The 24,520-nt window shown below is 56.6% G+C and carries 28 protein-coding genes; 8 read left to right on the top strand and 20 right to left on the bottom strand.

Annotated features, from left to right (window positions below; genetic code table 11):
• The 9 genes from ABLV52_RS24125 to fkpA all read right to left on the bottom strand — a co-directional run.
• Positions 1 to 580, bottom strand: a 580-nt coding sequence (locus tag ABLV52_RS24125) for a GTP-binding protein (protein ID WP_122038242.1), incomplete at its 3' end; no start/stop codon positions are given.
• A 69-nt stretch (positions 581 to 649) separates the two neighbouring features.
• A complete protein-coding gene (fusA, locus tag ABLV52_RS24120; RefSeq protein WP_023291175.1) occupies positions 650 to 2,764 on the bottom strand; it encodes an elongation factor G in 2,115 nt (704 codons plus the stop codon).
• Between the two features lie 96 nt (positions 2,765 to 2,860).
• A complete protein-coding gene (gene rpsG / locus ABLV52_RS24115) occupies positions 2,861 to 3,331 on the bottom strand; it encodes a 30S ribosomal protein S7 (protein WP_002920113.1) in 471 nt (156 codons plus the stop codon).
• 96 nt (positions 3,332 to 3,427) lie between these two features.
• Complete coding sequence (rpsL, locus tag ABLV52_RS24110; protein WP_002920115.1) at positions 3,428 to 3,802, bottom strand: 30S ribosomal protein S12; 375 nt, start codon at positions 3,800 to 3,802, stop codon at positions 3,428 to 3,430.
• 124 nt (positions 3,803 to 3,926) lie between these two features.
• Positions 3,927 to 4,214 (bottom strand): sulfurtransferase complex subunit TusB, encoded by a 288-nt coding sequence (tusB, locus tag ABLV52_RS24105; RefSeq protein WP_259117689.1) that lies wholly within the window; start codon positions 4,212 to 4,214, stop codon positions 3,927 to 3,929.
• Between the two features lie 7 nt (positions 4,215 to 4,221).
• On the bottom strand, positions 4,222 to 4,581 hold the full coding sequence (gene tusC, locus ABLV52_RS24100; protein ID WP_032454214.1) for a sulfurtransferase complex subunit TusC: 360 nt from the start codon (positions 4,579 to 4,581) through the stop codon (positions 4,222 to 4,224).
• Positions 4,581 to 4,967, bottom strand: a complete 387-nt coding sequence (tusD, locus tag ABLV52_RS24095) for a sulfurtransferase complex subunit TusD (RefSeq protein ID WP_002920128.1) — start codon at positions 4,965 to 4,967, stop codon at positions 4,581 to 4,583. Before tusD ends, tusC begins: the two co-directional genes overlap by 1 nt.
• The gene (locus ABLV52_RS24090; protein ID WP_002920130.1) at positions 4,967 to 5,689 is read right to left on the bottom strand and encodes a transcriptional regulator; all 723 of its coding nucleotides are present in this window, start codon (positions 5,687 to 5,689) and stop codon (positions 4,967 to 4,969) included. The genes tusD and ABLV52_RS24090 overlap by 1 nt, the downstream gene beginning before the upstream one ends.
• Positions 5,690 to 5,857: 168 nt before the next feature.
• The gene (fkpA, locus tag ABLV52_RS24085; RefSeq protein ID WP_004202215.1) at positions 5,858 to 6,688 is read right to left on the bottom strand and encodes an FKBP-type peptidyl-prolyl cis-trans isomerase; all 831 of its coding nucleotides are present in this window, start codon (positions 6,686 to 6,688) and stop codon (positions 5,858 to 5,860) included.
• A gap of 222 nt (positions 6,689 to 6,910) precedes the next feature.
• Between fkpA and ABLV52_RS24080 the strand changes: the two genes are divergently transcribed.
• Positions 6,911 to 7,129 carry a protein SlyX gene (locus ABLV52_RS24080; RefSeq protein ID WP_002920136.1) on the top strand — a complete coding sequence of 73 codons (219 nt, stop codon included), beginning with the start codon at positions 6,911 to 6,913 and terminating at the stop codon, positions 7,127 to 7,129.
• A gap of 58 nt (positions 7,130 to 7,187) precedes the next feature.
• Here the strand turns inward: ABLV52_RS24080 and slyD are convergent, their stop codons facing one another.
• The 4 genes from slyD to kefG all read right to left on the bottom strand — a co-directional run bounded on the left by slyD (position 7,188) and on the right by kefG (position 10,442).
• The gene (slyD, locus tag ABLV52_RS24075) at positions 7,188 to 7,781 is read right to left on the bottom strand and encodes a peptidylprolyl isomerase (RefSeq protein WP_004202213.1); all 594 of its coding nucleotides are present in this window, start codon (positions 7,779 to 7,781) and stop codon (positions 7,188 to 7,190) included.
• A gap of 93 nt (positions 7,782 to 7,874) precedes the next feature.
• A complete protein-coding gene (locus ABLV52_RS24070; protein WP_348891010.1) occupies positions 7,875 to 8,075 on the bottom strand; it encodes a YheV family putative zinc ribbon protein in 201 nt (66 codons plus the stop codon).
• A gap of 11 nt (positions 8,076 to 8,086) precedes the next feature.
• The gene (gene kefB / locus ABLV52_RS24065; RefSeq protein ID WP_004202210.1) at positions 8,087 to 9,892 is read right to left on the bottom strand and encodes a glutathione-regulated potassium-efflux system protein KefB; all 1,806 of its coding nucleotides are present in this window, start codon (positions 9,890 to 9,892) and stop codon (positions 8,087 to 8,089) included.
• A complete protein-coding gene (gene kefG / locus ABLV52_RS24060; RefSeq protein WP_004202208.1) occupies positions 9,879 to 10,442 on the bottom strand; it encodes a glutathione-regulated potassium-efflux system ancillary protein KefG in 564 nt (187 codons plus the stop codon). Before kefG ends, kefB begins: the two co-directional genes overlap by 14 nt.
• Positions 10,443 to 10,615: 173 nt before the next feature.
• Between kefG and ABLV52_RS24055 the strand changes: the two genes are divergently transcribed.
• The 4 genes from ABLV52_RS24055 to ABLV52_RS24040 all read left to right on the top strand — a co-directional run bounded on the left by ABLV52_RS24055 (position 10,616) and on the right by ABLV52_RS24040 (position 14,859).
• The gene (locus tag ABLV52_RS24055) at positions 10,616 to 12,520 is read left to right on the top strand and encodes an ABC transporter ATP-binding protein (RefSeq protein WP_023291178.1); all 1,905 of its coding nucleotides are present in this window, start codon (positions 10,616 to 10,618) and stop codon (positions 12,518 to 12,520) included.
• 219 nt (positions 12,521 to 12,739) lie between these two features.
• A complete protein-coding gene (locus ABLV52_RS24050) occupies positions 12,740 to 13,738 on the top strand; it encodes a hydrolase (RefSeq protein WP_072096663.1) in 999 nt (332 codons plus the stop codon).
• Positions 13,735 to 13,953 carry a YheU family protein gene (locus ABLV52_RS24045; RefSeq protein ID WP_002920151.1) on the top strand — a complete coding sequence of 73 codons (219 nt, stop codon included), beginning with the start codon at positions 13,735 to 13,737 and terminating at the stop codon, positions 13,951 to 13,953. Before ABLV52_RS24050 ends, ABLV52_RS24045 begins: the two co-directional genes overlap by 4 nt.
• 36 nt (positions 13,954 to 13,989) lie before the next feature.
• Complete coding sequence (locus tag ABLV52_RS24040) at positions 13,990 to 14,859, top strand: phosphoribulokinase (protein ID WP_004202201.1); 870 nt, start codon at positions 13,990 to 13,992, stop codon at positions 14,857 to 14,859.
• 55 nt (positions 14,860 to 14,914) lie between these two features.
• On the opposite strand, the gene ABLV52_RS24035 is transcribed toward ABLV52_RS24040, so the two are convergent.
• Positions 14,915 to 15,319, bottom strand: a complete 405-nt coding sequence (locus tag ABLV52_RS24035; protein WP_023291180.1) for an OsmC family protein — start codon at positions 15,317 to 15,319, stop codon at positions 14,915 to 14,917.
• Positions 15,320 to 15,625: 306 nt separating this feature from the next.
• Here ABLV52_RS24035 and crp point away from each other — a divergent pair, with 306 nt between their 5' ends.
• Both crp and ABLV52_RS24025 read left to right on the top strand, forming a co-directional pair.
• Complete coding sequence (gene crp / locus ABLV52_RS24030) at positions 15,626 to 16,258, top strand: cAMP-activated global transcriptional regulator CRP (RefSeq protein ID WP_000242758.1); 633 nt, start codon at positions 15,626 to 15,628, stop codon at positions 16,256 to 16,258.
• Positions 16,259 to 16,309: 51 nt separating this feature from the next.
• Positions 16,310 to 18,388 carry a YccS/YhfK family putative transporter gene (locus ABLV52_RS24025; protein ID WP_348891009.1) on the top strand — a complete coding sequence of 693 codons (2,079 nt, stop codon included), beginning with the start codon at positions 16,310 to 16,312 and terminating at the stop codon, positions 18,386 to 18,388.
• On the opposite strand, the gene ABLV52_RS24020 is transcribed toward ABLV52_RS24025, so the two are convergent.
• From ABLV52_RS24020 to ppiA, 5 genes are all read right to left on the bottom strand, one after another.
• On the bottom strand, positions 18,378 to 19,598 hold the full coding sequence (locus ABLV52_RS24020; RefSeq protein WP_348891008.1) for an aspartate aminotransferase family protein: 1,221 nt from the start codon (positions 19,596 to 19,598) through the stop codon (positions 18,378 to 18,380). The genes ABLV52_RS24025 and ABLV52_RS24020 overlap by 11 nt on opposite strands.
• Before the next feature lie 89 nt (positions 19,599 to 19,687).
• Entirely contained in the window at positions 19,688 to 20,251 is a 564-nt protein-coding gene (gene pabA, locus ABLV52_RS24015) for an aminodeoxychorismate synthase component 2 (RefSeq protein WP_348891007.1), read from the bottom strand.
• 31 nt (positions 20,252 to 20,282) lie between these two features.
• The gene (locus tag ABLV52_RS24010) at positions 20,283 to 20,885 is read right to left on the bottom strand and encodes a putative adenosine monophosphate-protein transferase Fic (protein WP_032454217.1); all 603 of its coding nucleotides are present in this window, start codon (positions 20,883 to 20,885) and stop codon (positions 20,283 to 20,285) included.
• A complete protein-coding gene (locus ABLV52_RS24005; protein ID WP_004202194.1) occupies positions 20,875 to 21,042 on the bottom strand; it encodes a YhfG family protein in 168 nt (55 codons plus the stop codon). Before ABLV52_RS24005 ends, ABLV52_RS24010 begins: the two co-directional genes overlap by 11 nt.
• Before the next feature lie 106 nt (positions 21,043 to 21,148).
• On the bottom strand, positions 21,149 to 21,718 hold the full coding sequence (gene ppiA / locus ABLV52_RS24000; RefSeq protein WP_002920238.1) for a peptidylprolyl isomerase A: 570 nt from the start codon (positions 21,716 to 21,718) through the stop codon (positions 21,149 to 21,151).
• Between the two features lie 277 nt (positions 21,719 to 21,995).
• Here ppiA and tsgA point away from each other — a divergent pair, with 277 nt between their 5' ends.
• Complete coding sequence (tsgA, locus tag ABLV52_RS23995; protein WP_004202192.1) at positions 21,996 to 23,183, top strand: MFS transporter TsgA; 1,188 nt, start codon at positions 21,996 to 21,998, stop codon at positions 23,181 to 23,183.
• Here tsgA and ABLV52_RS23990 read toward each other — a convergent pair.
• Entirely contained in the window at positions 23,180 to 24,502 is a 1,323-nt protein-coding gene (locus ABLV52_RS23990) for a cytosine deaminase (RefSeq protein WP_032454219.1), read from the bottom strand. The two genes, tsgA and ABLV52_RS23990, sit on opposite strands and share 4 nt — an antisense overlap.
• Between the last annotated feature and the right edge of the window lie 18 nt (positions 24,503 to 24,520).

The following is a 24,520-nucleotide window of genomic DNA, read 5'->3' as shown; positions in this document are numbered from 1 at the left end:
CAGCCAGTTCGATGATTTTCGCTTCCCACTCTGCGTCGCCTTCCAGCGCTTTCAGAGCAGAACCACGAACGATCGGAGTGTCGTCGCCCGGGAAATCGTACTGAGACAGCAGTTCACGAACTTCCATCTCAACCAGTTCCAGCAGCTCTTCGTCATCAACCATGTCGCATTTGTTCAGGAACACGATGATGTACGGAACGCCTACCTGACGACCCAGCAGGATGTGCTCACGAGTCTGCGGCATCGGGCCGTCAGTCGCAGCAACAACCAGGATCGCGCCGTCCATCTGCGCAGCACCGGTGATCATGTTTTTAACATAGTCGGCGTGGCCCGGGCAGTCTACGTGCGCGTAGTGGCGAGTCGGGGTGTCATATTCAACGTGAGAGGTGTTGATGGTGATACCACGAGCTTTTTCTTCCGGCGCGTTATCGATCTGGTCGAATGCGCGAGCGGAACCACCGTAGGTTTTAGCCAGAACGGTAGTGATGGCAGCAGTCAGGGTAGTTTTACCATGGTCAACGTGGCCGATAGTACCAACGTTGACGTGCGGTTTTGTACGTTCAAATTTTTCTTTAGACACGGCTATATTCCTTACTATAGTGCTCTCCCCTTCGGAGAGAGCACGGGACTTAGGTTTTAATCCTGTGGATTATTTACCACGGGCTTCAATAACGGCCTGAGCAACGTTGTTCGGCGCATCATCATACTTCAGGAATTCCATGGTGTATGATGCACGACCTTTGGTCAGAGAACGCAGCTGAGTTGCATAACCGAACATTTCGGACAGCGGTACTTCAGCGTGGATCTTAACGCCGGTTACTTCGGATTCCTGACCGCGCAGCATACCGCGACGACGGCTCAAGTCACCGATAACGTCACCAGTGTTCTCTTCCGGAGTTTCTACTTCAACCTTCATGATCGGCTCAAGCAGAACTGGTTTTGCTTTCTTAAAGCCTTCTTTAAAGGCAATAGACGCAGCCAGTTTAAACGCCAGCTCAGAGGAGTCAACGTCGTGGTAAGAACCGAAGTGCAGACGGATACCCATATCAACTACCGGGTAACCTGCCAGCGGACCAGCTTTCAGCTGTTCCTGGATGCCTTTATCAACGGCCGGGATGTATTCGCCAGGAATTACACCACCTTTGATGTCGTTGATGAACTCGTAACCTTTCGGGTTAGAGCCCGGCTCCAGCGGGTACATGTCGATCACAACGTGACCGTACTGACCACGACCACCAGACTGCTTGGCGTGTTTACCTTCGATATCGGTAACTTTCGCGCGAATTGCTTCACGGTAAGCAACCTGAGGTTTACCGACGTTCGCTTCAACGTTGAATTCACGCTTCATACGGTCAACGATGATGTCGAGGTGCAGCTCACCCATACCGGCGATAATGGTCTGGTTAGACTCTTCGTCAGTCCATACGCGGAAAGACGGGTCTTCTTTAGCCAGACGACCCAGAGCCAGACCCATTTTTTCCTGGTCAGCTTTGGTTTTCGGCTCAACGGCGATGGAGATTACCGGCTCAGGGAATTCCATACGCTCCAGAATGATCGGCGCATCCGGGTTACACAGGGTGTCACCAGTAGTTACGTCTTTCAGACCGATTGCAGCAGCGATGTCGCCTGCGCGAACTTCTTTGATCTCTTCACGTTTGTTAGCGTGCATCTGTACGATACGACCGAAACGCTCACGTGCAGCTTTCACGGAGTTCAGTACGGTATCACCAGAGTTAACCACACCGGAGTACACGCGGAAGAAGGTCAGGTTGCCCACGAACGGGTCAGTAGCGATTTTGAACGCCAGTGCAGAGAACGGCTCGTCGTCGCTTGCGTGACGCTCAGCCGGAGTATCTTTACCGTCGTCCAGGATGCCGTTGATCGCCGGAACGTCAACAGGGGATGGCAGGTAGTCAATTACCGCATCCAGCATCGCCTGAACACCTTTGTTCTTGAACGCAGAACCACAGGTTACCAGGATGATTTCGTTGTTCAGAACGCGCTGACGCAGAGCTTTTTTGATCTCTTCTTCAGTCAGTTCTTCACCACCCAGGTATTTTTCCATCAGCTCTTCAGAAGCTTCAGCTGCGGACTCGATCAGGTTCTGGTGCCATTCGTCAGCCAGATCCTGCATGTCAGCCGGGATATCTTCGTATTCGAAGGTTACGCCCTGGTCTGCATCGTTCCAGTTGATGGCTTTCATTTTCACCAGGTCAACAACGCCGGTGAAACCTTCTTCAGCACCAATTGCCAGCTGCAGCGGAACCGGGTTCGCGCCCAGACGGGTTTTGATCTGACCAACAACTTTCAGGAAGTTAGCGCCCATGCGGTCCATTTTGTTAACGAACGCGATGCGCGGAACTTTATATTTGTTTGCCTGACGCCATACGGTTTCAGACTGCGGCTGAACACCACCAACTGCGCAGTAAACCATTACCGCACCATCAAGAACACGCATGGAACGTTCTACTTCGATAGTGAAGTCAACGTGCCCCGGGGTGTCGATGATGTTTACACGGTGCGGTTCATACTGCTTAGCCATACCAGACCAGAATGCAGTAGTCGCAGCGGAAGTGATGGTGATACCACGTTCCTGCTCCTGCTCCATCCAGTCCATGGTAGCGGCGCCGTCATGAACTTCACCGATTTTGTGGTTTACACCGGTGTAGAACAGAATACGTTCGGTAGTAGTGGTTTTACCGGCGTCGATGTGCGCACTGATACCGATGTTACGGTAGCGTGCGATGGGTGTTGTACGAGCCATTTGATTCCTCGTTTATTTCTTTAGGCGTTCAGTTAAGTTATCCAGAGCGGGCGACTCATCTGAAGCGCCCGCCTGGTGACTATGACTCCGAAGGGATTACCAACGGTAGTGAGCGAACGCCTTGTTGGCTTCGGCCATACGGTGAACGTCTTCACGTTTCTTAACTGCAGTACCTTTGTTGTCTGCAGCATCAGTGAGTTCGTTCGCCAGGCGCAGAGCCATGGATTTATCACCGCGTTTACGAGCAGCTTCAACGATCCAACGCATTGCCAGGGCATTACGACGGACCGGACGAACTTCAACTGGAACCTGATAAGTAGAACCACCTACGCGGCGGGACTTAACTTCGACAGTCGGGCGCACGTTTTCGAGCGCAACTTCGAAGGCTTCCAGTTCAGATTTACCAGAACGCTGAGCCAGGGTCTCCAGCGCGCTGTATACGATAGTTTCTGCAGTAGATTTTTTACCATCTACCATCAGGATATTGACAAATTTAGCCAGCAGTTCTGATCCGAACTTCGGATCCGGCAGAATTTTACGCTGACCAATGACGCGACGACGTGGCATGGAAATACTCCGTTGTTAATTCAGGATTGTCCAAAACTCTAAGAGTTTAGTATGACATTAAGATAAATCAGTTTGGCCTTACTTAACGGAGAACCATTAAGCCTTAGGACGCTTCACGCCGTACTTGGAGCGAGCCTGCTTACGGTCTTTAACGCCGGAGCAGTCAAGCGCACCACGAACGGTGTGGTAACGAACACCCGGAAGGTCTTTAACACGACCGCCACGGATCAGGATCACGGAGTGCTCCTGCAGGTTGTGACCTTCACCACCGATGTAGGAGGTGACTTCGAAACCGTTAGTCAGACGCACACGGCAAACTTTACGCAGTGCGGAGTTCGGTTTCTTAGGAGTGGTGGTATATACGCGAGTACATACGCCACGTTTCTGCGGGCAGGCTTCCAGCGCTGGCACGTTGCTCTTTGCAACTTTGCGCGCGCGTGGTTTGCGTACCAGCTGGTTAATTGTTGCCATTAAATAGCTCCTGGTTTTAGCTTTTGCTTCGTAAACACGTAATAAATCGCCTCATATATTATGAGGACGCAGAATTTTAGGGCGGTGCCGAAAAGGTGTCAAGAAATATACAACGATCCCGCCATCACCAGGCCAACTGACCGGCATGTTTGACTGTGAGTCTGACGAAATCAGTATAGCTAACCCTGCCGACACTGTCCGCAATTTGACCAGTTAGCCCGCGGGCGTCAACGTCGTCTTGCAGCACGTAAAGGGTTATGGGGGCGGATTGCAGGATCTCAAGGAAGCGACCGCCGGCGATAACCGCCGCGACGCCATCAGACAGCAGTAACAGATCGTCACCCTGCTCCATCAAGCGAAGCATTGCTGCGATATCGGCATGCCAGGGAGAAACACTGAGCGTATGGAGCATGGGGGCCTCAGAAACGCAAAATCACATCAAATTCATGCAGACGGGCGCGCAGGGCATCCGGCGCCAGGCATTCGACATCCACCACCCACGGGGTCGCGGGGTCCAGGCCGCGCTCTCGCGCCGACTCGGCACACAGCCAGCACTGGTCGATATCATATAGCGACAGCAGTTTAAAAGTGGCGATGTAATCGCGGGCCAGCACAGCGCCAGGCCGCTGGGCGGGCAACAGCTGAAACACGCCGTCGCCCACGAAAAATACGCCAATCTCGTCGGTGAGGGCGGAGGTGGCTAATAAGGCGTCGAGGCCTTCCCTGCCGGCGGCGCTGCCGTGCGGCGCGGAGGAAAAAACGAAAGCCACACGTTTCATCAAAACTGTACCATCCGATCGCAAGTAAGCGCCGCTTCCGCCAGCGCGCCAAGTCCGCTCAACGTAAAACCCGGCTGCAGATTATGGCCAGGCAGAGCGAGCTGTTGCGCTTCGCGCTCGTCCGTTACGCCACGACGCAGGGCGGCCGCCACGCAGATATGCAGCGCGACGCCGTGCTCATCGTGGAGGGATTGCCACCCGCGCACCAGATCGAACTCATCGCTGGCGGGCGCCGTCAGCTGGTTAGCGTTAAGCACGCCTTCGCGATAGAAAAAAACGCACGCCAGCTCATGGCCTTCCTGCAGCACGGCCTGCGCAAACTGCCAGGCGCTGCTCGCCTGCTGCGTGCCATAGGCAGGGCCGGTCACCGTGAGGGCAAAACGCATTACTTATCCAGCCCCTGGAAATCGCCGCTTTTGAACTGGCGAATATAGAGGTAGACGGTGTGCTTGGAGATGTTCAGACGATCGGCCACCTGGTTAATGGCGTCTTTAATATCGAAGATCCCTTTCTCGTAGAGATTCAGCACGATTTGACGGTTTTTAGCATTGTTGGACACGCTGCGATCGGCATTCACCTCTTCGATGGTGAATTCCAGAGTCTGGGCGACCAGATCGTCAACCGAGGAAGCAAAGTTCACCGGCGAGTTAACCTCGGGCGTTTCTGGCGGAATAAAGGTGCTCATGATCTGGGAAAAAGGCACATCCAGATTCATATTGATGCACAGCAGACCAATCACCCGGTGATCGCGGTTGCGGATGGCAATCGTCACCGACTTCATCAGGACGCCGCTTTTGGCGCGGGTAAAGTAGCATTTGGAAACGCTGCTATCGGCGCCCGTCATATCGTGCAGCATGCGCAGCGCAAGATCGGTAATCGGTGAACCGATTTGGCGGCCGGTATGTTCACCATTGGCGATACGGATGGCAGAGCATTTCAGATCCTGCAAAGAATGCAGCACGATTTCACAGTGCGAACCGATGAGCATCGCCAACCCGTCCACCACCGCTTCATAAGATTTAAGAATATCGAAATCGGTCTGGTCAAAGGGACGTTGATCCAGCAGGTCAAGCTCGCTGGTTTCGTTGGTTAAAAGCGACCTGGACATGAAAAAAAGCACTCCTTTTCAGGAGCCTGTCGTTATTGTCAGGGCAGGCTCATCATCATTATTAAGCTATCTAAAGTAATACAGCGCCTGAGGATCTTTCCAGTTTTAATTATATCTGCGCTCAATAAAAAAGCCGCCGCCTCTGACGAGACGGCGGCCTGAACCCGATTACTTCTTAGCGTCAGCTTTCGCGTCCGCGGCTTTCGCATCGCCAGCGGCTTCCGGCTGAGCATCTGCCTTCGGCGCCGGTTTGATATCCAGCAGCTCTACATCAAAGACCAGCGTAGAGTTGGCCGGGATGCCCGGGACGCCGGTTTTGCCGTAGGCCAGATCTGGCGGAATGACCAGCTTGATTTTGCCGCCTTTCTTGATGTTCTTCAGGCCTTCAGTCCAGCCCGGGATCACCCCGTCGAGACGGAAAGAGAGCGGCTCGCCGCGGGTATAAGAGTTATCAAACTCTTTGCCGTCGATCAGCGTACCTTTGTAGTTAACCACCACGGTGTCGCTGTCTTTCGGCGCATCGCCAGTGCCTTCTTTCTCGACTTTATACAGCAGGCCAGTTTTCGACGTTTTCACGCCCTTCTCTTTGGCAAAGCTGTCACGGAAAGCTTTACCTTTGGTTTCGTTCTCAGTGGCGTCTTTTTCCATTTTCTGCTGAGCCGCGGTCTTCACGCGCGTTTCAAAGGCCTGCAGAGTCTGTTCGATCTCCTGGTCGGACAGTTTGCTCTTATCGGCAAACGCGTCCTGTACGCCGGCGATCAGCTGGGCTTTATCCAGCTTAATGCCGAGTTTTTCTTGTTCTTTCAGGGAGTTTTCCATGTAACGCCCCAGGGACGCGCCCAGCGCATAGGCCGATTTCTGATCGTCATTTTTAAATGCCGATTTACTCTCAGCCGCCGGGGCTGCTTTCGCCGCGGTATCTGCAGCAAAGGTCAGCGGTGCATTCAGGGCGACGGCCATTGTGGTCGCCAGCAGCGTTACTTTAAACAGTGATTTCATCCATTTCTCCAGGGCCGGGGCCTCTCACCCCAGGGTTATCGTAAAAAGCAAAAAACGTACTATAGAACGTCGCCGTTAAAATCTACATACGGACGTTCCTGAATATCGCCTCTTTTAGGACTATTTTTGTATGAATAAGTTTCCTGTAGGACGCAGCGATGCTGCGCGCCGGGGGAAACTTAAGTAGAATCCGCCCGCAGGATCAGACTAAAGAGGTTACCCATGCACGATAGCACATTAGAAACGCGCCTTGCGGAGCTGGAAAGCCGGCTGGCGTTTCAGGAAATCACCATCGAAGACCTCAATAAAACCGTGACCGCCCACGAGATTGAGATGGCGAAGATGCGCGAGCATATGCGTCTGATGATCGAGAAGCTGAAGGCGACCCAACCCTCCCATATCGCCTCCCAGGCCGAAGAGACGCCGCCGCCGCATTATTGAGGCGTAAAAAAAGCGGGTCTCCCCGCTTTTTTGTTGTCTTCGTGCCAAAGCGCGAAGATTAGTGGCAACCGCAGCCACCGTGGCCGCCGCAGCCGCCTTTACCATGGTCGTGGCCATGATCGTGGTCGTGACCGTGACCGCCGCAGCAGCCATCGTGACCATGATCGTGGTCGTGATCATGACCATGCGCGCCGTGCACGTGACCGTGCTCCAGCTCTTCAGCGGTCGCTTCGCGGATGGCGACAACTTCCACATTGAACTTCAGGTTCTGGCCTGCCAGCATGTGGTTGCCATCAACCACAACGTGGTCGTCTTCAACTTCAGTAATCTCTACGGGTACCGGACCCTGATCGGTTTCCGCCAGGAAGCGCATGCCAACCTGCAGTTCATCAACGCCCATGAAGACGTCTTTCGGTACACGCTGCACCAGGTTTTCGTCATACTGACCGTAAGCGTCGTTAGCGCCAACGGCTACGTCAAATTTGTCGCCCACTTCGTGGCCATCCAGCGCGTTTTCCAGGCCGGAAATCAGGGAGCCGTGACCGTGCAGGTAATCCAGCGGCGCGCTTACCGGAGACTCATCAACCAACACACCGTCTTCTGTACGTACCTGATAGGCCAGGCTGACCACCAGGTCTTTTGCTACTTTCATGATATCTCCTGAGATGGGAAGAATAGTGGCGCAGATTGTAGCGGAATTCTGCTGCCGTGTACCCTTTAGCTTAAAAAAAGCCGACGGATAACGCTAGTCGGGATGAAAAATGCCAATCACCTGCTCCTCTTTGCGTACATGCTCACGGGCCTCTTTATCCGCCTCACGCATCTGATGACCGCACTTAACGCATTCAACAACATCGACATTATTCTCACGCCACATCGCCAGTGAATCCTGCGTCTGGCACGCCGGACATTTCGCCCCGGCAATAAAACGTTTACGTACTGCCATATGATTTACCTTTATTCAAACTCGTCCCAGCCGTCCAGCTGCCGGCTCTCTTTCTGCATTTCGCGCTGAAAAATCTCTTCCAGTTCGCGCCGGGCTTCCCGCACGCGTGATATCTGTACCGTATCAGTATGCACCGGCATTAACTCACGCAGCATTCGCATATCGAGGCGTCGGAAGTGCAGCTGCGCGCGCTGGGCCTGGTGAGGATGCATCCCGAGGGTGATGAGCGCTTTACGCCCCAGCTCCAGCGCGCTGGAGAAAGTCTCACGAGAAAACTGCGTCACGCCGGCCTGCAGCAGCTCATGCGCCTCGACGCGCCCGCGAGCGCGGGCCAGGATGTGCAGATGTGGAAAGTGTTGTTGACACATCTCCACCAGCCGCATGGTGTCTTCCGGCTCATTACAGGTAATGACGATCGACTGCGCCTCCTCCGCCCCCGCCGAGCGCAGCAGTTCCAGCTGGGTGGCGTCGCCAAAATAGACTTTATAGCCATAGTTGCGCATCAGATTCACCGCGCTGATGTCTCGCTCCAGCACCGTAATACGCATCTTATTGGCCATCAGCAGGCGACCGATGACCTGGCCGAAACGGCCAAAGCCAACAATAATCACCTGCGGTTTATCGTCCTCTACCCACGGCGCCTCATCGGTATCCTCTGCTGGATTCAGGCGTCGCGACAGTATCTTATCGATCCCTTTCATCAGCAGCGGCGTGGTCATCATCGACAAGGTGACGGCCACCAGCAGCAGCGCCATCTGGTCGTGCTGGAACAACCGCTGAGAAGCGGGCAGCGAAAAGAGAACAAACGCGAACTCGCCGCCCTGGCTTAATACGCCCGCAAACTGCATACGCTCGGAACTCCGCAGGCCATAGAGACGGGCCAGCAGATAGAGCACCAGCATTTTTACCGCCACCAGCACCGCCACGCTCACCGCCACCCACAGCAGATGGGTGTACAGCACGCCAAGGTTCAGCGCCATACCGACCGAGATAAAGAACAACCCAAGCAGCAGCCCCTTGAACGGATCGATGGCGATCTCCAGTTCATGGCGATACTCACTTTCCGCCAGCAGCACGCCGGCGATAAAGGTACCTAGCGCCATCGACAGCCCCAGCGCCTCCATAAACAGGGCGGATCCAAGGACCAGCAGCAGCGTGGCGGCAGTGAACACTTCCCTGACCCCGGAGCTGGCGATAAAGCGGAACACCGGCCGCAGTAAATAGCGTCCGCCAATCAGCATCCCGGCAAACGCCAGGACCTTCATGCCGACCGTTAGCCAGTTCACATGCTCATCCGCGGAACCCGCCAGCAGAGGCACCAGCGCCAGCGCCGGGATCACCGCCAGATCCTGAAACAGCAGGACCGAAAAGCCTAACTGCCCTGATTCGCTGCGGCTCATTCCCTTCTCGCGCATCAGCTGCAGTGCCATCGCGGTAGAGGACATCGCCAGGCCGATCCCGCCAACCACCGCCGCCTGCCATGAAAATCCTGTCGTCATCAACAGACCGCCGAGGATCGCCGCGCTGAGCATCACCTGCGCCGCGCCAACGCCGAAGATGGAGCTTCGCAGCCGCCATAGCTTGGCGGGATTGAGCTCCAGGCCAATGATAAACATCAGAAACACCACGCCGAGTTCAGAGAAATGGAGAATTTCATCCACATCGCTGATAAACCCGAGCCCCCACGGACCTATGGCGATCCCGGCCAGCAGATAGCCCAGCACCGCGCCAATTCCCAGTCTTGAAGCCAGAGGGACGGCGATAACGGCCGCGAACAAAAACAGCACCCCCGCCAGCAGCAAATCAAATCCCGCCATGGACACCTCCGGCGGCAAGGGGGTTGGCCAGCCAGTCCCGATAGGCCAGGGCGCGGCTGCGTAGCTCCTCTGGCTGTTGCCGCCGGGCCCAGTAGACGATAATGGGGCTCATCCAGTGCATACGGCACATGCCGGCGGTCAGTTCAAAAGGACGTAAAATATCGTTCATCGGATAGCGATTCGCATCGCGACGGTAGGCGCTCTCAGGTTCGCCGGTGGTGATCACGCTGCGCCAGTACTTTCCCGCCAGTTCGTTCCCTCCGGCGCCGCTGGCGAAGCCGCGGCTTAAGACACGATCCAGCCACTCCTTGAGCAGCGCCGGACAGCTCCAGGTATATAAAGGATGCTGGAAAACGATCACCTCATGCTGGCGCAGCAGGTCCTGTTCGTGAGCAATATCGATAAAAAAATCCGGATAGTGCGCGTAGAGATCGTGCACGGTGACGTTTGGCAACTGTAAGGCCGGTTGTAATAAAACCCGGTTGGCCACGGAATCCTGAGATTCTGGGTGGGCATACAGCAGCAACACTTTCGCTGTCTGAGACATCATTCCCCTCCCGTAGGTCTTCTGGCGGCCTGCACAGCCCTGGCGTTTTGACACAGCCAGAATGACTTTGTGTATCGTCTTCGTTTTGGGCTACCATGGCGGCCCGGTGAAGCGATTCGCTTCCACACTACATTATCATAATGACAAATTAACATAGTCTGAACATACGGCGCCTTATGATTGTTTTCTCCTCGTTACAAATTCGTCGCGGCGTACGCGTCCTGCTGGACAACGCCACCGCTACCATCAACCCTGGCCAGAAGGTCGGTCTGGTGGGGAAAAACGGCTGCGGGAAATCGACGCTGCTATCGCTTTTGAAAAACGAGATAAGCGCTGACGGCGGCAGTATGACCTTTCCCGGCAACTGGCAGCTGGCCTGGGTGAATCAGGAAACCCCGGCCCTGCCGCAGCCGGCAATCGATTATGTCATTGACGGCGATCGTGAATATCGCCAGCTGGAAGCCGCGCTCCAGCAGGCTAACGAGCGCAACGACGGCCATGCCATCGCCACCGTCCACGGCAAGCTGGACGCCATCGACGCCTGGACCATCCGCTCCCGCGCCGCCAGCCTGCTGCACGGCCTGGGTTTCAGCAATGAACAGCTCGAGCGGCCGGTCAGCGATTTTTCCGGCGGCTGGCGTATGCGTCTTAACCTCGCGCAAGCGCTGATCTGCCGCTCCGATCTGCTGCTGCTCGATGAACCGACTAACCACCTCGACCTTGATGCGGTGATCTGGCTGGAGAAGTGGCTGAAGGGCTACACGGGGACGCTGATCCTGATCTCCCACGATCGCGATTTCCTCGATCCTATCGTCGACAAAATTATCCATATCGAACAGCAGACGATGTTTGAGTACACCGGCAACTACAGCTCGTTTGAAGTGCAGCGCGCCACCCGGCTCGCTCAGCAGCAGGCGATGTACGAAAGCCAGCAGCAGCGTGTCGCGCATCTGCAAAGCTATATCGATCGCTTCCGCGCCAAAGCCACCAAAGCCAAGCAGGCGCAGAGCCGTATTAAAATGCTGGAGCGGATGGAACTCATCGCCCCGGCGCACGTGGATAACCCGTTCCACTTCAGCTTCCGCCAGCCGGAGAGCCTGCCAAACCCGCTGCTGAAGATGGAGAAAGTCAGCGCCGGCTATGGCGAGCGTATTATCCTCGACTCCATTAAGCTCAATCTGGTGCCGGGGTCGCGTATCGGCCTGCTGGGCCGCAACGGCGCAGGGAAATCGACGCTGATTAAGCTGCTGGCTGGCGAACTCCAGCCCGTGAGCGGCGAGATCGGCCTCGCCAAAGGCATCAAGCTCGGCTACTTCGCCCAGCATCAGCTGGAGTTCCTGCGCGCCGATGAGTCGCCGCTGCAGCACCTGGCGCGCCTGGCGCCGCAGGAGCTGGAGCAGAAGCTGCGCGATTATCTTGGCGGCTTTGGTTTCCAGGGGGATAAGGTCAGCGAAGAGACCCGCCGCTTCTCCGGTGGAGAAAAGGCGCGTCTGGTGCTGGCCCTGATCGTCTGGCAGCGCCCTAACCTGCTGCTGCTCGACGAACCGACCAACCATCTCGACCTCGATATGCGTCAGGCCTTAACCGAAGCGCTGATCGACTTTGAAGGGGCGCTGGTAGTCGTATCGCACGATCGCCACCTGATCCGCTCCACCACCGACGATCTGTACCTTGTCCACGATGGTAAAGTCGAACCGTTCGACGGCGATCTGGACGATTATCAGCAGTGGCTCAGCGACTCGCAAAAACAGGAGTCCCAGAGCGGCGACGCGCCAAAAGAGAGCGGCAACAGCGCGCAAGCGCGCAAAGACCAGAAGCGTCGGGAAGCGGAGCTGCGCAGCCAGACCCAACCGCTGCGCAAAGAGATCGCCCGTCTGGAGAAAGAGATGGACAAGCTCAACGCGCAGCTGGCCAGTGCGGAAGAGAAACTTGGCGACAGCGAACTCTACGACGCCTCGCGGAAAGCGGAACTGACTGAATGCCTGCAGCAGCAGGCCAGCGCGAAATCCGGGCTGGAAGAGTGCGAAATGGCCTGGCTGGAGGCCCAAGAGCAGCTGGAGCGCATGCTTCAGGAAGGCTAACGCAGCCTCATCATTCTGCCTGCGACGGCGCGGGCAGAATGGGTTTCTGCCATTCCCATGCTCAGGCCATCAATGACATCAATGGTTTGTTTTCGGTGTCACCGGGCGTCATTGGCCACAAGACCACATATTGGCTAACTCCCGCGCGCCCTGCGCGGTATAGTCATCATCACGTTTATTAATTATTCTGGTGCTATGGTTGAAATCATCCCCACAGACATGACGCCCCCCGAAAACGATTCGCGTGAGTTCCATCCCATGCGCGGCGTGGGCAATCGTCATCTGCAAACCATGCTGCCGCGGCTGATCCGCCGTAAATTGCGCTTTACCCCGCACTGGCAGCGCCTTGAGCTGCCGGACGGCGATTTTGTCGATCTCGCCTGGAGCGAAGACCCACACCAGGCGCGCCACAAGCCGCGCCTCGTCGTCTTTCATGGTCTGGAAGGGAGTCTGCACAGCCCGTATGCCCATGGACTGATCCACGCGGCGATGCAGCGCGGCTGGCTGGGCGTGGTCATGCACTTTCGCGGCTGCAGCGGCGAACCTAACCGCAATCACCGCATCTATCACTCCGGCGAAACGGAAGATGGCACCTGGTTTCTGCACTGGCTGCAGCGCGAGTTTGGCCCCGCGCCGACCGCCGCCGTCGGCTATTCGCTGGGCGGCAACATGCTGGGCTGCCTGCTGGCAGAAGAAGGCGACCGCTGCCCGCTGGATGCGGCGGTGATCGTTTCCGCGCCTTTCATGCTGGAAGCCTGCAGCTATCATATGGATAAGGGCTTCTCGCGAGTTTATCAGCGTTATCTGCTCAATCTGTTAAAAGCCAACGCCTCACGTAAGCTGAAAGCGTATCCTGGCTCGCTGCCCGTCGATTTACGCCAGCTCAAAGGGATGCGCCGCATCCGGGAATTTGACGATATGATCACCGCCAAAATCCATGGCTTCGCCGATGCGCTGGATTATTACCGGCAATGCAGCGCCATGCCGCGGCTCAGCGATATCACTAAGCCGACGCTCATCATCCATGCGAAAGACGACCCGTTTATGGACCACCACTCCATTCCCCCGCAGGAGCAACTGCCGGCGAACGTTGAGTATCAATTGACTGAACAAGGCGGCCACGTCGGCTTCGTCGGCGGCACCCTGCGTAAACCGGAGATGTGGCTGGAAAGACGCATTCCCGACTGGTTAAACCGCTGGCTGGAGGTTCCCGTATGATTATTCCCTGGCAGGATCTGGATCCCGAAACGCTGGATAACCTGATTGAAAGCTTTGTGTTACGCGAAGGCACCGATTATGGTGAACATGAACGTTCACTTGCCGATAAAGTCGCCGATGTAAAACAGCAGCTGAAACGCGGAGAGGCGGTCCTCGTGTGGTCGGAACTGCATGAGACAGTCAATATTATGCCGCGCGCCCTGTTTAACGGCTAAGGCGACGCCACTACATCGTTTAACCAGGGAGTTGTTATGTCTGCCAAACATCCGGTGATCGCCGTCACGGGCTCCAGCGGCGCGGGCACTACCACCACCAGCCTCGCCTTTCGCAAAATCTTCGCGCAGCTAAATCTGCACGCCGCGGAGGTGGAAGGCGACAGCTTTCATCGCTACACCCGCCCGGAAATGGACATGGCGATCCGCAAAGCGCGGGATCAGGGCAAACATATCAGCTACTTTGGCCCGGAGGCGAACGACTTCGGCCTGCTGGAGCAGACCTTTGTCGACTATGGCCGCCATGGCAAAGGCCAGTCGCGTAAATACCTGCACACCTATGACGAAGCCGTGCCGTGGAATCAGGTGCCGGGAACCTTCACCCCATGGCAGCCGCTGCCGGAGCCGACGGACGTGCTGTTCTATGAGGGGCTGCATGGCGGGGTTGTCACGCCGCAGCATGATGTCGCCAGCCATGTCGACCTGCTGGTCGGGGTCGTGCCTATCGTTAACCTGGAGTGGATCCAGAAACTCATTCGCGACACCAGCGAACGCGGCCACTCCCGGGAGGCGGTGATGGACTCCGTCGTCCGATCGATGGAAGATTACATTAACTTCATCACCCCGCAGTTTTCCCGCACCCACATCAACTTCCAGCGCGTGCCGACGGTGGACACCTCCAACCCGTTTGCCGCGAAAGCGATCCCCTCTCTGGACGAGAGCTTTGTGGTGATCCATTTCCGCAATCTGCAGAACATCGACTTCCCCTGGCTGCTGGCGATGCTACAGGGCTCGTTTATTTCGCACATGAACACCCTGGTGGTGCCGGGCGGTAAAATGGGGCTGGCGATGGAGCTTATTATGGCGCCGCTGGTCGAGCGTCTGATGGAAGGCCGAAAGATCGGCTAACAGAAAAAACCCCGGCCAGGCCGGGGTTGAGATCATTCACATCAGCAGGCGAAGACTACGCCTCGATCACTTCATAGGAGTGGGTGATCTTCACCGCTTTTTCCAGCATCAGCGCCACCGAGCAGTATTTCTCTGCCGACAGATCCACCGCGCGGGAGACTGCGGCATCTTTCAGCGCCTTACCGGTGACGATAAAGTGCAGATTAATATGCGTGAACAGGCGCGGCGCCTCTTCCCGACGCTCAGAGGTCAGCTTCACTTCGCAGTTGGTCACGTCGTGACGACCTTTTTGCAAAATAGAGACCACATCGATCGCACTGCAACCGCCCGCCGCCATCAGCACCATCTCCATCGGGCTGGGCGCCTTATCTCCGGAGTTGCCATCCATCAGAATCTGGTGTCCTGACGCGGACTCCCCGATAAAGGTTAACCCTTCAACCCATTTCACACGCGCTTGCATAAAATTTAACTCCAGTATCGCAATATTCCTGTCAGATTACGCGCACATAACAATTCTCGCAACGGAAGGCGACCTGCGTCATGCTGAAGCGAGACACCAGGAGACATGCGGCGAAAGCTATGCTAAAACAGTCTGGATGCTACAGTAATACATTGATGTACTGCATGTATGCAGAGGAGTTCACATTACAGGCTGTCGAAAAATCATCAGCCAGCTTCCCAGGTATAGGGAAACAATACGATTGCATGCCCGGACGCCGTGTAGTGTCGGCGCCCGGAGATAGCTTATAACAGAGGATAACCGCGCATGGTGCTTGGCAAACCGCAAACAGACCCTACCCTTGAATGGTTCTTGTCTCATTGCCACATTCATAAGTACCCATCAAAGAGCACGCTGATCCACCAGGGTGAGAAAGCAGAAACGCTGTACTACATCGTTAAAGGCTCCGTGGCTGTACTCATCAAGGATGAAGAAGGTAAAGAGATGATCCTCTCCTACCTCAACCAGGGCGATTTCATCGGTGAATTAGGCCTGTTTGAAGAGGGTCAGGAGCGTAGCGCCTGGGTACGGGCGAAAACCGCATGTGAAGTGGCCGAGATCTCTTATAAGAAATTCCGTCAGCTGATCCAGGTGAACCCGGACATTCTGATGCGTCTCTCTTCGCAAATGGCTCGCCGTCTGCAGGTGACGTCTGAGAAAGTGGGCAACCTCGCCTTCCTCGACGTGACGGGCCGTATCGCCCAGACGCTGCTGAACCTGGCGAAGCAACCCGATGCCATGACCCACCCGGACGGTATGCAAATTAAAATTACCCGTCAGGAAATTGGTCAGATCGTCGGCTGCTCTCGTGAAACCGTTGGCCGTATTTTGAAAATGCTGGAAGATCAGAACCTGATTTCCGCCCACGGTAAAACTATCGTCGTCTACGGCACCCGTTAAGTTGCTAAGCGGCGTATTGCTCCTGCAGTACGCCGTTTTTGTTTTTCCCTCATGTGGCGCAGGCTGATTTACCATCCGGAAGTCAACTATGTACTGCGGCAAACGCTGGTGCTGTGTCTGCCTGTGGCCATCGGTCTTCTGCTCGGCCATCTCCAGCAGGGACTCCTGTTTTCCTTAGTTCCCGCCTGCTGCAACATCGCCGGTCTCGACACTCCGCATAAGCGCTTTTTTAAGCGTCTGATTATCGGCGGCTGTCTGTTTGCCGGATGCAGCCTGGTGGTGCAGCTGCTGCTCGCCCAGACCATACCTTTGCCGCTTATTCTCAGCGGCCTGGCGCTATTGCTCGGCGTCACCGCGGAAATCAGTTCGCTGCACGCGCGCCTGCTGCCCGCGTCGCTGATCGCCGCCATCTTTACCCTGAGCCTGGCGGGCAATATGCCCGTCTGGGAGCCGCTGCTGATCTACGCCTTCGGCACGCTATGGTACGGCGTGTTTAACTGGTTCTGGTTCTGGCTGTGGCGCGAACAGCCGCTGCGGGAGTCGCTCAGTCTGCTCTACCGGGAACTGGCCAATTATTGCGAAGCCAAATATAGCCTGTTGACCCAGCATACCGATCCCTCGACCGCCCTGCCGCCGCTGCTCATCCGCCAGCAGAAGGTGGTCGATTTAATCACCCAGTGCTATCAGCAGATGCATATGCTGGCCGCCAACCAACGTAACGACCACAAACGTCTTCTGCGAGCGTTCCAGATGGGGCTGGATCTACAGGAGCATATTTCAGTCAGCCTGCATCAGCCGGAAGAGGTGCAAAAGCTGGTTGAGCGCAGCCATGCCGAAGCGGTGATCCGCTGGAACGCGCAGACCGTCGCCGCCCGCCTGCGGGTGCTGGCGGATGACATGCTCTATCATCGTTTTCCGCAGCGTTTCCAGATGAATAAACAGATCGGCGCCCTGGAAAAGATCGCCCGCCAGCATCCGGATAACCCGGTCGGCCACTTCTGCGCCTGGCACTTCAGCCGCATCGCCCGGGTGCTGCATACCCAGCGCCCGCTGTATGCCCGGGATCTGATGGCTGACAAAGAGCGTCGTTTACCGTTGTTTCCCGCGCTAAAGAACTATCTGTCGCTGAAGTCGCCCGCGCTGCGCAACGCCGCCCGCATCAGCGTGATGCTGAGCATCGCCAGCCTGATGGGCAACGCCCTGCATTTGCCGAAGCCCTACTGGATCCTGATGACCGTCCTCTTCGTGACACAGAACGGCTATGGCGCCACGCGGGTACGTATTGTCCACCGGGCGGCGGGGACGCTCGCCGGCCTGATCATCGCCGGGCTGACCTTGCACTTTCACGTTCCGGAGAGCTATACCCTGAGCGGGATGCTGCTGATCACCCTGCTCAGCTATCTGATCATCCGCAAACACTATGGCTGGGCGATGGTGGGGTTTACGGTGACGGCGGTATATACCCTGCAGCTGCTGACGCTTAACGGCGAACAGTTTATTATCGCCCGGCTGATCGACACGCTGATCGGCTGCCTGATCGCCTTCGGCGGGATGGTCTGGCTGTGGCCGCAGTGGCAGAGCGGCCTGCTGAAAAAAAACGCCCACGATGCGCTGGAGGCCGACCAGCAGGCGATTCGCCTGATCCTCAGCCCCGACCCCAAAGCGCCCGCGCTGGCCTACCAGCGCATGCGCGTCAATCAGGCGCACAACGCGCTCTACAACTCCCTGAATCAGGCGATGCAGGAGCCCGGGTTTAATACCCACTACCTGGAAGATATGAAGCTATGGGTGACGCACAGCCAGTTTATCGTCGAACACATCAACGCCATGACCACTTTGGCCCGGGAGCATACGATGCTCACCCCGGATCTTGCCCAGCGCTATCTCGAATCCTGTGAGATTGCCCTGCAGCGCTGTCAGCAGCGGCTGGACAGCGATGGCCCCGGCAGCGCAGGGGATGTCAATATTATGGAGTCACCGGAAAGCGAGGTGCCGATCGGTCCGTTAAGCACCCTGGAGCAGCATCTGCAACGCATTCTGGGCCATCTGAACACCATGCACACCATTTCGTCAGTGGCATGGCGTCAGCGGCCGCATCACGGCATCTGGCTGCGGAAGATCAGCCGTTAATCACCTTTGCCACGGCCTGGGCAAAGCGCGCCATCCCCTCGGCAATATCCTGCTCTTCGATGATCAGCGAGGGAACAAAACGCATCACGTCCGGCCCGGCGTTAAGCACCATGACGCCGGCTTCCGCAGCGGCATAGAGAAAATCACGCGCGCGGCCCTTGTGCTGCGGCTTGAGTTCGGCGCCAATCAGCAGGCCCATCCCGCGAATATCACTGAACAGATCAAACTCGGCATCCAGCTGCTGCAGGTGTTTGACGAACAGTTCGCGTTTGGCGTTCACGCCATCCAGCACCGCCGGGGTATTGATCAGATCGAAAGCGGCGTTGGCGACCGCGCAGGCCAGCGGGTTGCCGCCGTAGGTTGAGCCATGGGAACCCGCATGGAAGGCGCTGGCGATCTCATGGGTAGTCAACATGGCGCTGACCGGGAAACCGCCGCCCAGCGCTTTGGCGCTGGTGAGAATATCCGGGGTTACGCCATAGTGCATATAGGCAAACAGCGATCCGGTACGCCCCATTCCGCACTGCACTTCATCAAAGACTAACAGCGCCTGGTGTTGATCGCACAGTTCGCGCAGCCCCTGCAGGAACGCCGGCGTCGCTGCCGTCACGCCGCCTTCGCCCTGAATCGGCTCCACCACCACCGCGCAGGTGTGGTCATCCATCACCGCTTTTACCGCCTGCAGGTCGTTGAAGGGAACATGGACAATATCCGCCGGTTTCGGGCCGAAACCATCGGAGTACTTCGGCTGCCCGCCGACGGAGACGGTAAACAGGGAGCGACCATGAAAGGCATTATGGAAAGCGATGATTTTGGTTTTGTACGGGCTATGGCGGGTCACCGCATAGTGACGCGCCAGCTTAAAGGCCGTTTCATTGGCTTCGGTACCGGAGTTCATAAACACCACTCGCTCGGCGAAGGTGGCATCGACAAGTTTACGTCCCAGGCGCAGCGCTGGCTCATTGGTAAAGACGTTGCTGGTATGCCACAGCGTTTCGCCCTGCGCGTGGAGCGCCGCCACCAGCGCCGGGTGGCAATGGCCGAGCGCCGTCACCGCGATACCGCCGGCGAAATCAACATACTCTTTGCCCTGCTGATCCCAGACGCGGCTGCCTTTTCCCTTTACCGGGATGAATTCTGCCGGTGCATAAATTGGCAAAATAACTTCATCGAATGTGGCGCGGGTGATTGCCGGTTGTTCAGTTGCCATGTCTTGCCCATCCCTCTTCGTTATGCAGATGCGATTATGATAATCTAATCACAAAATATGCATAAAAAATCAGTCAATGGCAACCGAAATCACCGCTTAATAAAGTTCGCCAGCAATTGATGGCCCTGTTCGCTGAGGATGCTTTCCGGATGGAACTGCACGCCCTCGAGATCCCAGTCGCGATGACGGATCCCCATAATCTCACCGCTGGCGCTGCGGGCGGTGACGATAAACTCAGGCGGCAGCGTCGGCGGGTCAATCACCAGCGAATGATAGCGGGTCACCATCAAAGGATTATTCAGCCCCAGAAACACCCCTTCGCCGTTATGCTCGATAAGCGAGGTTTTTCCATGCATCACCTGCGCCGCCCGCACAATGGTCGCGCCAAACGCCTGGGCTATCGCCTGATGCCCGAGGCAGACGCCCAGCAGCGGCGTTTTCCCTGCATAGTGACGGATTACCGCGAGGGAAATCCCCGCTTCATCCGGCGTACAGGGACCAGGCGAAATCACTATCTTCTCCGGTGCCAGCGACGCTATCTCCTCCAGCGTCAACGCATCGTTGCGCCTGACCAGCACTTCCGCCCCCAGTTCGCAAAAGTACTGATACAGATTCCAGGTGAAAGAGTCATAGTTATCGATAAGCAGGATCATAGCGGCTCCGGAACAATCAAACCGGGCTATTCTACTCAGATTCCCGCGCTTCGCTTACCACTTTGCGAAAGATCGCCGCCAGCGGGTCCGGATCGCCCATCGCGCCCTGCTGACAGGCGGTGCTCCAGGCGGCAGGATCGACGTCACGCCAGTCAAGAAGGTAGCCGGCATGTATCGCCAGCTGTTCAAAGAAAATGCGCTGGGTCAGGCCATTGCCGAGACGAAAAGGGTGCAGCACATTAATTTCACCATAGAACCAGCTCAGGCGTTCGATAAAGGTATCTCGCGGCAGACCGCAGAGATAATCCTCCTGCTCCAGAGCCTGCATCAGGGCATTCCCCTCCTCTTCGATGCGGGCAAAGTGGCAGAACGGCGTATCGCCCAGGTAGAGGTTCACTTCACGCAGCCTACCCGCCCAGTCAAACAGATCCTGATACAGCTGATGATGAATAGCGCACAGATAGGGTAAGCCGCGCACCCGCGGGCCCAGCGGCAGGGTGGCCGCCCGCAGGGACGTCATCTCCAGGGCAGCCTGCTGCAGCGTTTTAGCCTGGCGGATGCCGAGGCGGTTGCGCAGGACGTTCAGCGCCGGATAGAGGTAAGGATCGCGTTCATCGCCAAATTTATCGCTCATACTCCCTCCGCAGCGTCGCGAGGCGAGCCTGCGCCTCCTCGGCAGTCAGCGTAACCAGCGGCACCGATACGCCTTCGAGGCGACGGCTGGCCTGAAAATTGCTATTACGTGTCTGTTCCCAGAGCCGGGATTTTTGCTTATCGGTGAGTGGACGCATCGTCGCCCCCCTTATCGTCCCCTGTGTGCCACAAGTATAAGCAGCAATTACAGGTTATGCCGGGAGGCAACCGGGCGCGGCGATAAACCACCGCGCCGCGGGAGGATTAGGGCAGCACTTTCGCAGAGAGGATAACAACCGGTTTAGTCGGCACATTCTGGTATGGGCCGACGTTATGGGTCTGGACCTGGGAGATCTTATCCGCAACGTCCATGCCTTTGACTACCTTGCCAAACACCGCATAGCCAAAATCGCGCTGGCCATGGTCGAGGAAGGCGTTATCCGCCACATTGATGAAGAACTGGCTGGTGGCGCTATCCTGATCGGCGGTACGCGCCATCGCGATGGTGCCGCGGGTGTTGCGCAGGCCGTTGTCTGCTTCATTCTTGATCGGCGGGTTAGGCTGTTTCTGCTGCATCTGCTCGTTAAAGCCGCCGCCCTGCACCATGAATCCCGGGATCACGCGGTGGAAAGTGGTGTTGTTGTAGAAGCCGCTGTTAACGTACTTCAGGAAGTTATCCACGGAAATCGGGGCTTTCTGGCTGTTTAACTCAAGCTCAATGTTACCTGCCGAGGTGGTCAGCAGCACATGCGGATCGCCCTTTGCCGCCATGGCCGGGGAGAAAGCTGAAATGGCGAAAACGGCAGCCATCGCCGCCAGTGTTGATTTGAGCATGGAAATTCCTTAACGGAGCAGAATAAAAGCGAGTGCCTTGATTCTAAAGAGCCTTTGCATCCTGGGCCAGCCTTTTACCAAATTTTACTTAGCTGTAATAATTGTAACCGCGCAAACGTTCTCCCTTGCGTCGAAAAAATCGTGATGCAAGTCACATTAAAACATGCAAAAGATAACGTATTTCACAATAAACATTTAATTACATCACCTGAACGACTAAAATCTGTCCGCCCGGCGCAGCGTCAACGCGCTTTACCTTTCTATTCACAGGCCAGTCATGACTAACAGCAACCGTATTAAGCTCACATGGATCAGCTTCTTCTCCTACGCCCTGACCGGCGCGTTGGTGATCGTCACCGGGATGGTGATGGGTAACATTGCGGATTATTTCCATCTGCCCGTTTCCAGTATGAGCAACACCTTTACCTTTCTGAACGCCGGTATTCTGATCTCCATTTTCCTCAATGCCTGGCTGATGGAGATCGTGCCGCTGAAAACTCAGCTGCGTTTTGGCTTTATTTTAATGGTGCTGGCGGTGGCCGGCCTGATGCTCAGCCACAGCCTGGCGCTGTTCTCCGCGTCGATGTTCGTTCTCGGCCTGGTCAGCGGGATCACCATGTCGATCGGGACCTTCCTGATCACCCATATGTATGAAGGCCGTCAGCGCGGGGCGCGTCTGCTGTTTACCGACTCCTTCTTTAGCATGGCGGGAATGATTTTTCCGATGGTCGCCGCGGTCCTGCTGGCGCGCAGCATCGAGTGGTACTGGGTCTACGCCTGTATCGGTCTGGTGTATGTCGCTATTTTCGTCCTGACATTCGGCTGTGACTTCCCGGTGCTCGGCAAAAAAGCGCAGAGCGAAAACAGCCAGCCGGTGGTGAAAGAGAAGTGGGGCATCGGCGTGCTGTTCCTCTCCGTCGCGGCGCTGTGCTACATCCTCGGTCAGCTGGGCTTTATCTCCTGGGTACCGGAATATGCCAAGAGCCTGGGCATGAGCCTCGGCGATGCCGGTAAACTGGTGAGCGATTTCTGGATGTCCTACATGATCGGCATGTGGTCATTCAGCTTTATCCTGCGCTTCTTCGACCTGCAGCGCATCTTGACCGTCCTCGCCGGCCTCGCGACGGTGCTGATGTACCTGTTTATCAATGGTTCGCCGGAGCATATGCCGTGGTTTATTCTGACCCTGGGCTTCTTCTCCAGCGCCATCTACACCTCGATCATTACGCTCGGTTCGCAGCAAACTAAAGTCGCTTCACCAAAGCTGGTGAACTTTATCCTCACCTGCGGCACCATCGGCACCATGCTGACTTTCGTGGTTACCGGCCCGATTGTGGCTGCCAGCGGTCCGCTGGCAGCGCTGCACACCGCTAACGGCCTCTACGCCGTGGTGTTCGTGATGTGCTTTATCCTCGGCTTCGTCTCCCGTCACCGCCAGAACAACGCGCAGGCGGCGTCTCACTAAGCCTTCGGCCCCTTTGCGTCCGCAAGGGGGCTGTTCCTCATAAAAGAGAGCGCCTCGCCACCGCGGTCGGTCTGGATCCAGGTTTGCGCCAGCTGGGTAATCGCGATCACCCTTCCCTGGCGAATTGACCAGCGCACCGGCACCTGGCAGCGTACCGCCTCAAAGCCATTCTCCGCCGGGAGGATGATCAGGTTAGCCGGGTTGCCGCTGACGATGCCGTAATCGGTCAGGCCAAACGTGCGGGCGCTGTTGTCAGTGATAAGCTGCAGGCCGTCGTTAATCTGCTGGTAGCCCATCAGCTGGCAAACGTGCAGCCCCATATGCAGGACCTGCAGCATATTACCGGTCCCCAGCGGGTACCACGGGTCAAAGACATCATCATGACCAAAGCAAACGTTGATCCCCGCCGCCATCAGCTCCTTCACCCGGGTAATGCCTCGTCGCTTCGGGTAGTCGTCAAACCGGCCCTGCAGATGAATATTGACCAGCGGATTGGCGACAAAGTTGATGCCGGAGAGCTTTAGCAGGCGGAACAGGCGCGAGGTATAGGCGCCATTATAGGAGTGCATGGCGGTGGTATGGCTGGCCGTCACCCGCGGCCCTATCCCCGCCTTCAGCGCCAGCGCGGCAACGGTTTCAACAAAGCGCGACTGTTCATCGTCAATTTCATCGCAGTGAATATCCAGCGGGCGGTCATATTTCTGCGCCAGTCGAAAGGCGATATGCAGCGATTCCACCCCATATTCACGGGTGAACTCAAAGTGCGGGATCGCCCCGACGACATCCGCCCCCAGCTTCAGGGCCTCTTCCAGCAGCGCCTCGCCGTTGGGGTAAGAGAGGATCCCCTCCTGCGGAAAAGCGACAATCTGCAGCTCGACCCATGGCGCCACCTCCTTTTTGACCTCCAGCATCGCCTTCAGCGCCGTCAACGTTGGATCGGAGACATCGACATGGGTACGGACAAACTGCACGCCATTGGCGATCTGCCACTTGAGGGTTTTCCACGCCCGGGCTTTAACGTCCTCATGGCTGAGCAGCGCTTTCCGCTCCGCCCAGCGCTCAATCCCCTCGAACAGGGTGCCGGACTGGTTCCAGTTCGGCTCACCGGCCGTCTGGGTGGTATCCAGATGGATATGCGGCTCAATAAAAGGCGGGATCGCCAGGCCGCCGCGAGCGTTCAACACCTCGTAGCTTTCGTCCCGCGCCTCCCCCATCGGTGTGATCTCGCCAAAGCGGCCCTTATCTATCGCTATCTGCCACAGGCCGTCGCGGTCTGCCAGGCGTACGTTCTGAATCAACCAAAGCGGCGCTGCTGTCATATCACCCTCTCTATTCAA

The organism is Klebsiella sp. GB_Kp056, assembly GCF_040064755.1.
Taxonomy (GTDB): Bacteria; Pseudomonadota; Gammaproteobacteria; order Enterobacterales; family Enterobacteriaceae; genus Klebsiella; species Klebsiella quasipneumoniae.
The sequence above is the reverse complement of the archived record's forward strand: the minus strand, read 5'-3'. Positions and strand labels throughout refer to the sequence as shown.

Bases quoted from the DNA above. Each gene is read 5' to 3' on its own strand.
- rpsL (WP_002920115.1), bottom strand. From the start codon at position 3,802: ATGGCAACAATTAACCAGCTGGTACGCAAACCACGCGCGCGCAAAGTT.
- kefB (WP_004202210.1), bottom strand. From the start codon at position 9,892: ATGGCGGGATTTGATTTGCTGCTGGCGGGGGTGCTGTTTTTGTTCGCG.
- rpsG (WP_002920113.1), bottom strand. From the start codon at position 3,331: ATGCCACGTCGTCGCGTCATTGGTCAGCGTAAAATTCTGCCGGATCCG.
- fusA (WP_023291175.1), bottom strand. From the start codon at position 2,764: ATGGCTCGTACAACACCCATCGCACGCTACCGTAACATCGGTATCAGT.
- ABLV52_RS24070 (WP_348891010.1), bottom strand. From the start codon at position 8,075: ATGGCAGTACGTAAACGTTTTATTGCCGGGGCGAAATGTCCGGCGTGC.
- ABLV52_RS24010 (WP_032454217.1), bottom strand. From the start codon at position 20,885: ATGAGCGATAAATTTGGCGATGAACGCGATCCTTACCTCTATCCGGCG.
- ABLV52_RS24090 (WP_002920130.1), bottom strand. From the start codon at position 5,689: ATGTCCAGGTCGCTTTTAACCAACGAAACCAGCGAGCTTGACCTGCTG.
- ABLV52_RS24035 (WP_023291180.1), bottom strand. From the start codon at position 15,319: ATGCAAGCGCGTGTGAAATGGGTTGAAGGGTTAACCTTTATCGGGGAG.
- kefG (WP_004202208.1), bottom strand. From the start codon at position 10,442: ATGATGTCTCAGACAGCGAAAGTGTTGCTGCTGTATGCCCACCCAGAA.
- tusC (WP_032454214.1), bottom strand. From the start codon at position 4,581: ATGAAACGTGTGGCTTTCGTTTTTTCCTCCGCGCCGCACGGCAGCGCC.
- ABLV52_RS24045 (WP_002920151.1), top strand. From the start codon at position 13,735: ATGATTATTCCCTGGCAGGATCTGGATCCCGAAACGCTGGATAACCTG.
- ABLV52_RS24050 (WP_072096663.1), top strand. From the start codon at position 12,740: ATGACGCCCCCCGAAAACGATTCGCGTGAGTTCCATCCCATGCGCGGC.
- ABLV52_RS23990 (WP_032454219.1), bottom strand. From the start codon at position 24,502: ATGACAGCAGCGCCGCTTTGGTTGATTCAGAACGTACGCCTGGCAGAC.
- ABLV52_RS24005 (WP_004202194.1), bottom strand. From the start codon at position 21,042: ATGCGTCCACTCACCGATAAGCAAAAATCCCGGCTCTGGGAACAGACA.
- fkpA (WP_004202215.1), bottom strand. From the start codon at position 6,688: ATGAAATCACTGTTTAAAGTAACGCTGCTGGCGACCACAATGGCCGTC.
- slyD (WP_004202213.1), bottom strand. From the start codon at position 7,781: ATGAAAGTAGCAAAAGACCTGGTGGTCAGCCTGGCCTATCAGGTACGT.
- ABLV52_RS24025 (WP_348891009.1), top strand. From the start codon at position 16,310: ATGTGGCGCAGGCTGATTTACCATCCGGAAGTCAACTATGTACTGCGG.
- pabA (WP_348891007.1), bottom strand. From the start codon at position 20,251: ATGATCCTGCTTATCGATAACTATGACTCTTTCACCTGGAATCTGTAT.
- crp (WP_000242758.1), top strand. From the start codon at position 15,626: ATGGTGCTTGGCAAACCGCAAACAGACCCTACCCTTGAATGGTTCTTG.
- ABLV52_RS24080 (WP_002920136.1), top strand. From the start codon at position 6,911: ATGCACGATAGCACATTAGAAACGCGCCTTGCGGAGCTGGAAAGCCGG.
- tusD (WP_002920128.1), bottom strand. From the start codon at position 4,967: ATGCGTTTTGCCCTCACGGTGACCGGCCCTGCCTATGGCACGCAGCAG.
- ppiA (WP_002920238.1), bottom strand. From the start codon at position 21,718: ATGCTCAAATCAACACTGGCGGCGATGGCTGCCGTTTTCGCCATTTCA.
- tsgA (WP_004202192.1), top strand. From the start codon at position 21,996: ATGACTAACAGCAACCGTATTAAGCTCACATGGATCAGCTTCTTCTCC.
- ABLV52_RS24055 (WP_023291178.1), top strand. From the start codon at position 10,616: ATGATTGTTTTCTCCTCGTTACAAATTCGTCGCGGCGTACGCGTCCTG.
- ABLV52_RS24020 (WP_348891008.1), bottom strand. From the start codon at position 19,598: ATGGCAACTGAACAACCGGCAATCACCCGCGCCACATTCGATGAAGTT.
- tusB (WP_259117689.1), bottom strand. From the start codon at position 4,214: ATGCTCCATACGCTCAGTGTTTCTCCCTGGCATGCCGATATCGCAGCA.
- ABLV52_RS24040 (WP_004202201.1), top strand. From the start codon at position 13,990: ATGTCTGCCAAACATCCGGTGATCGCCGTCACGGGCTCCAGCGGCGCG.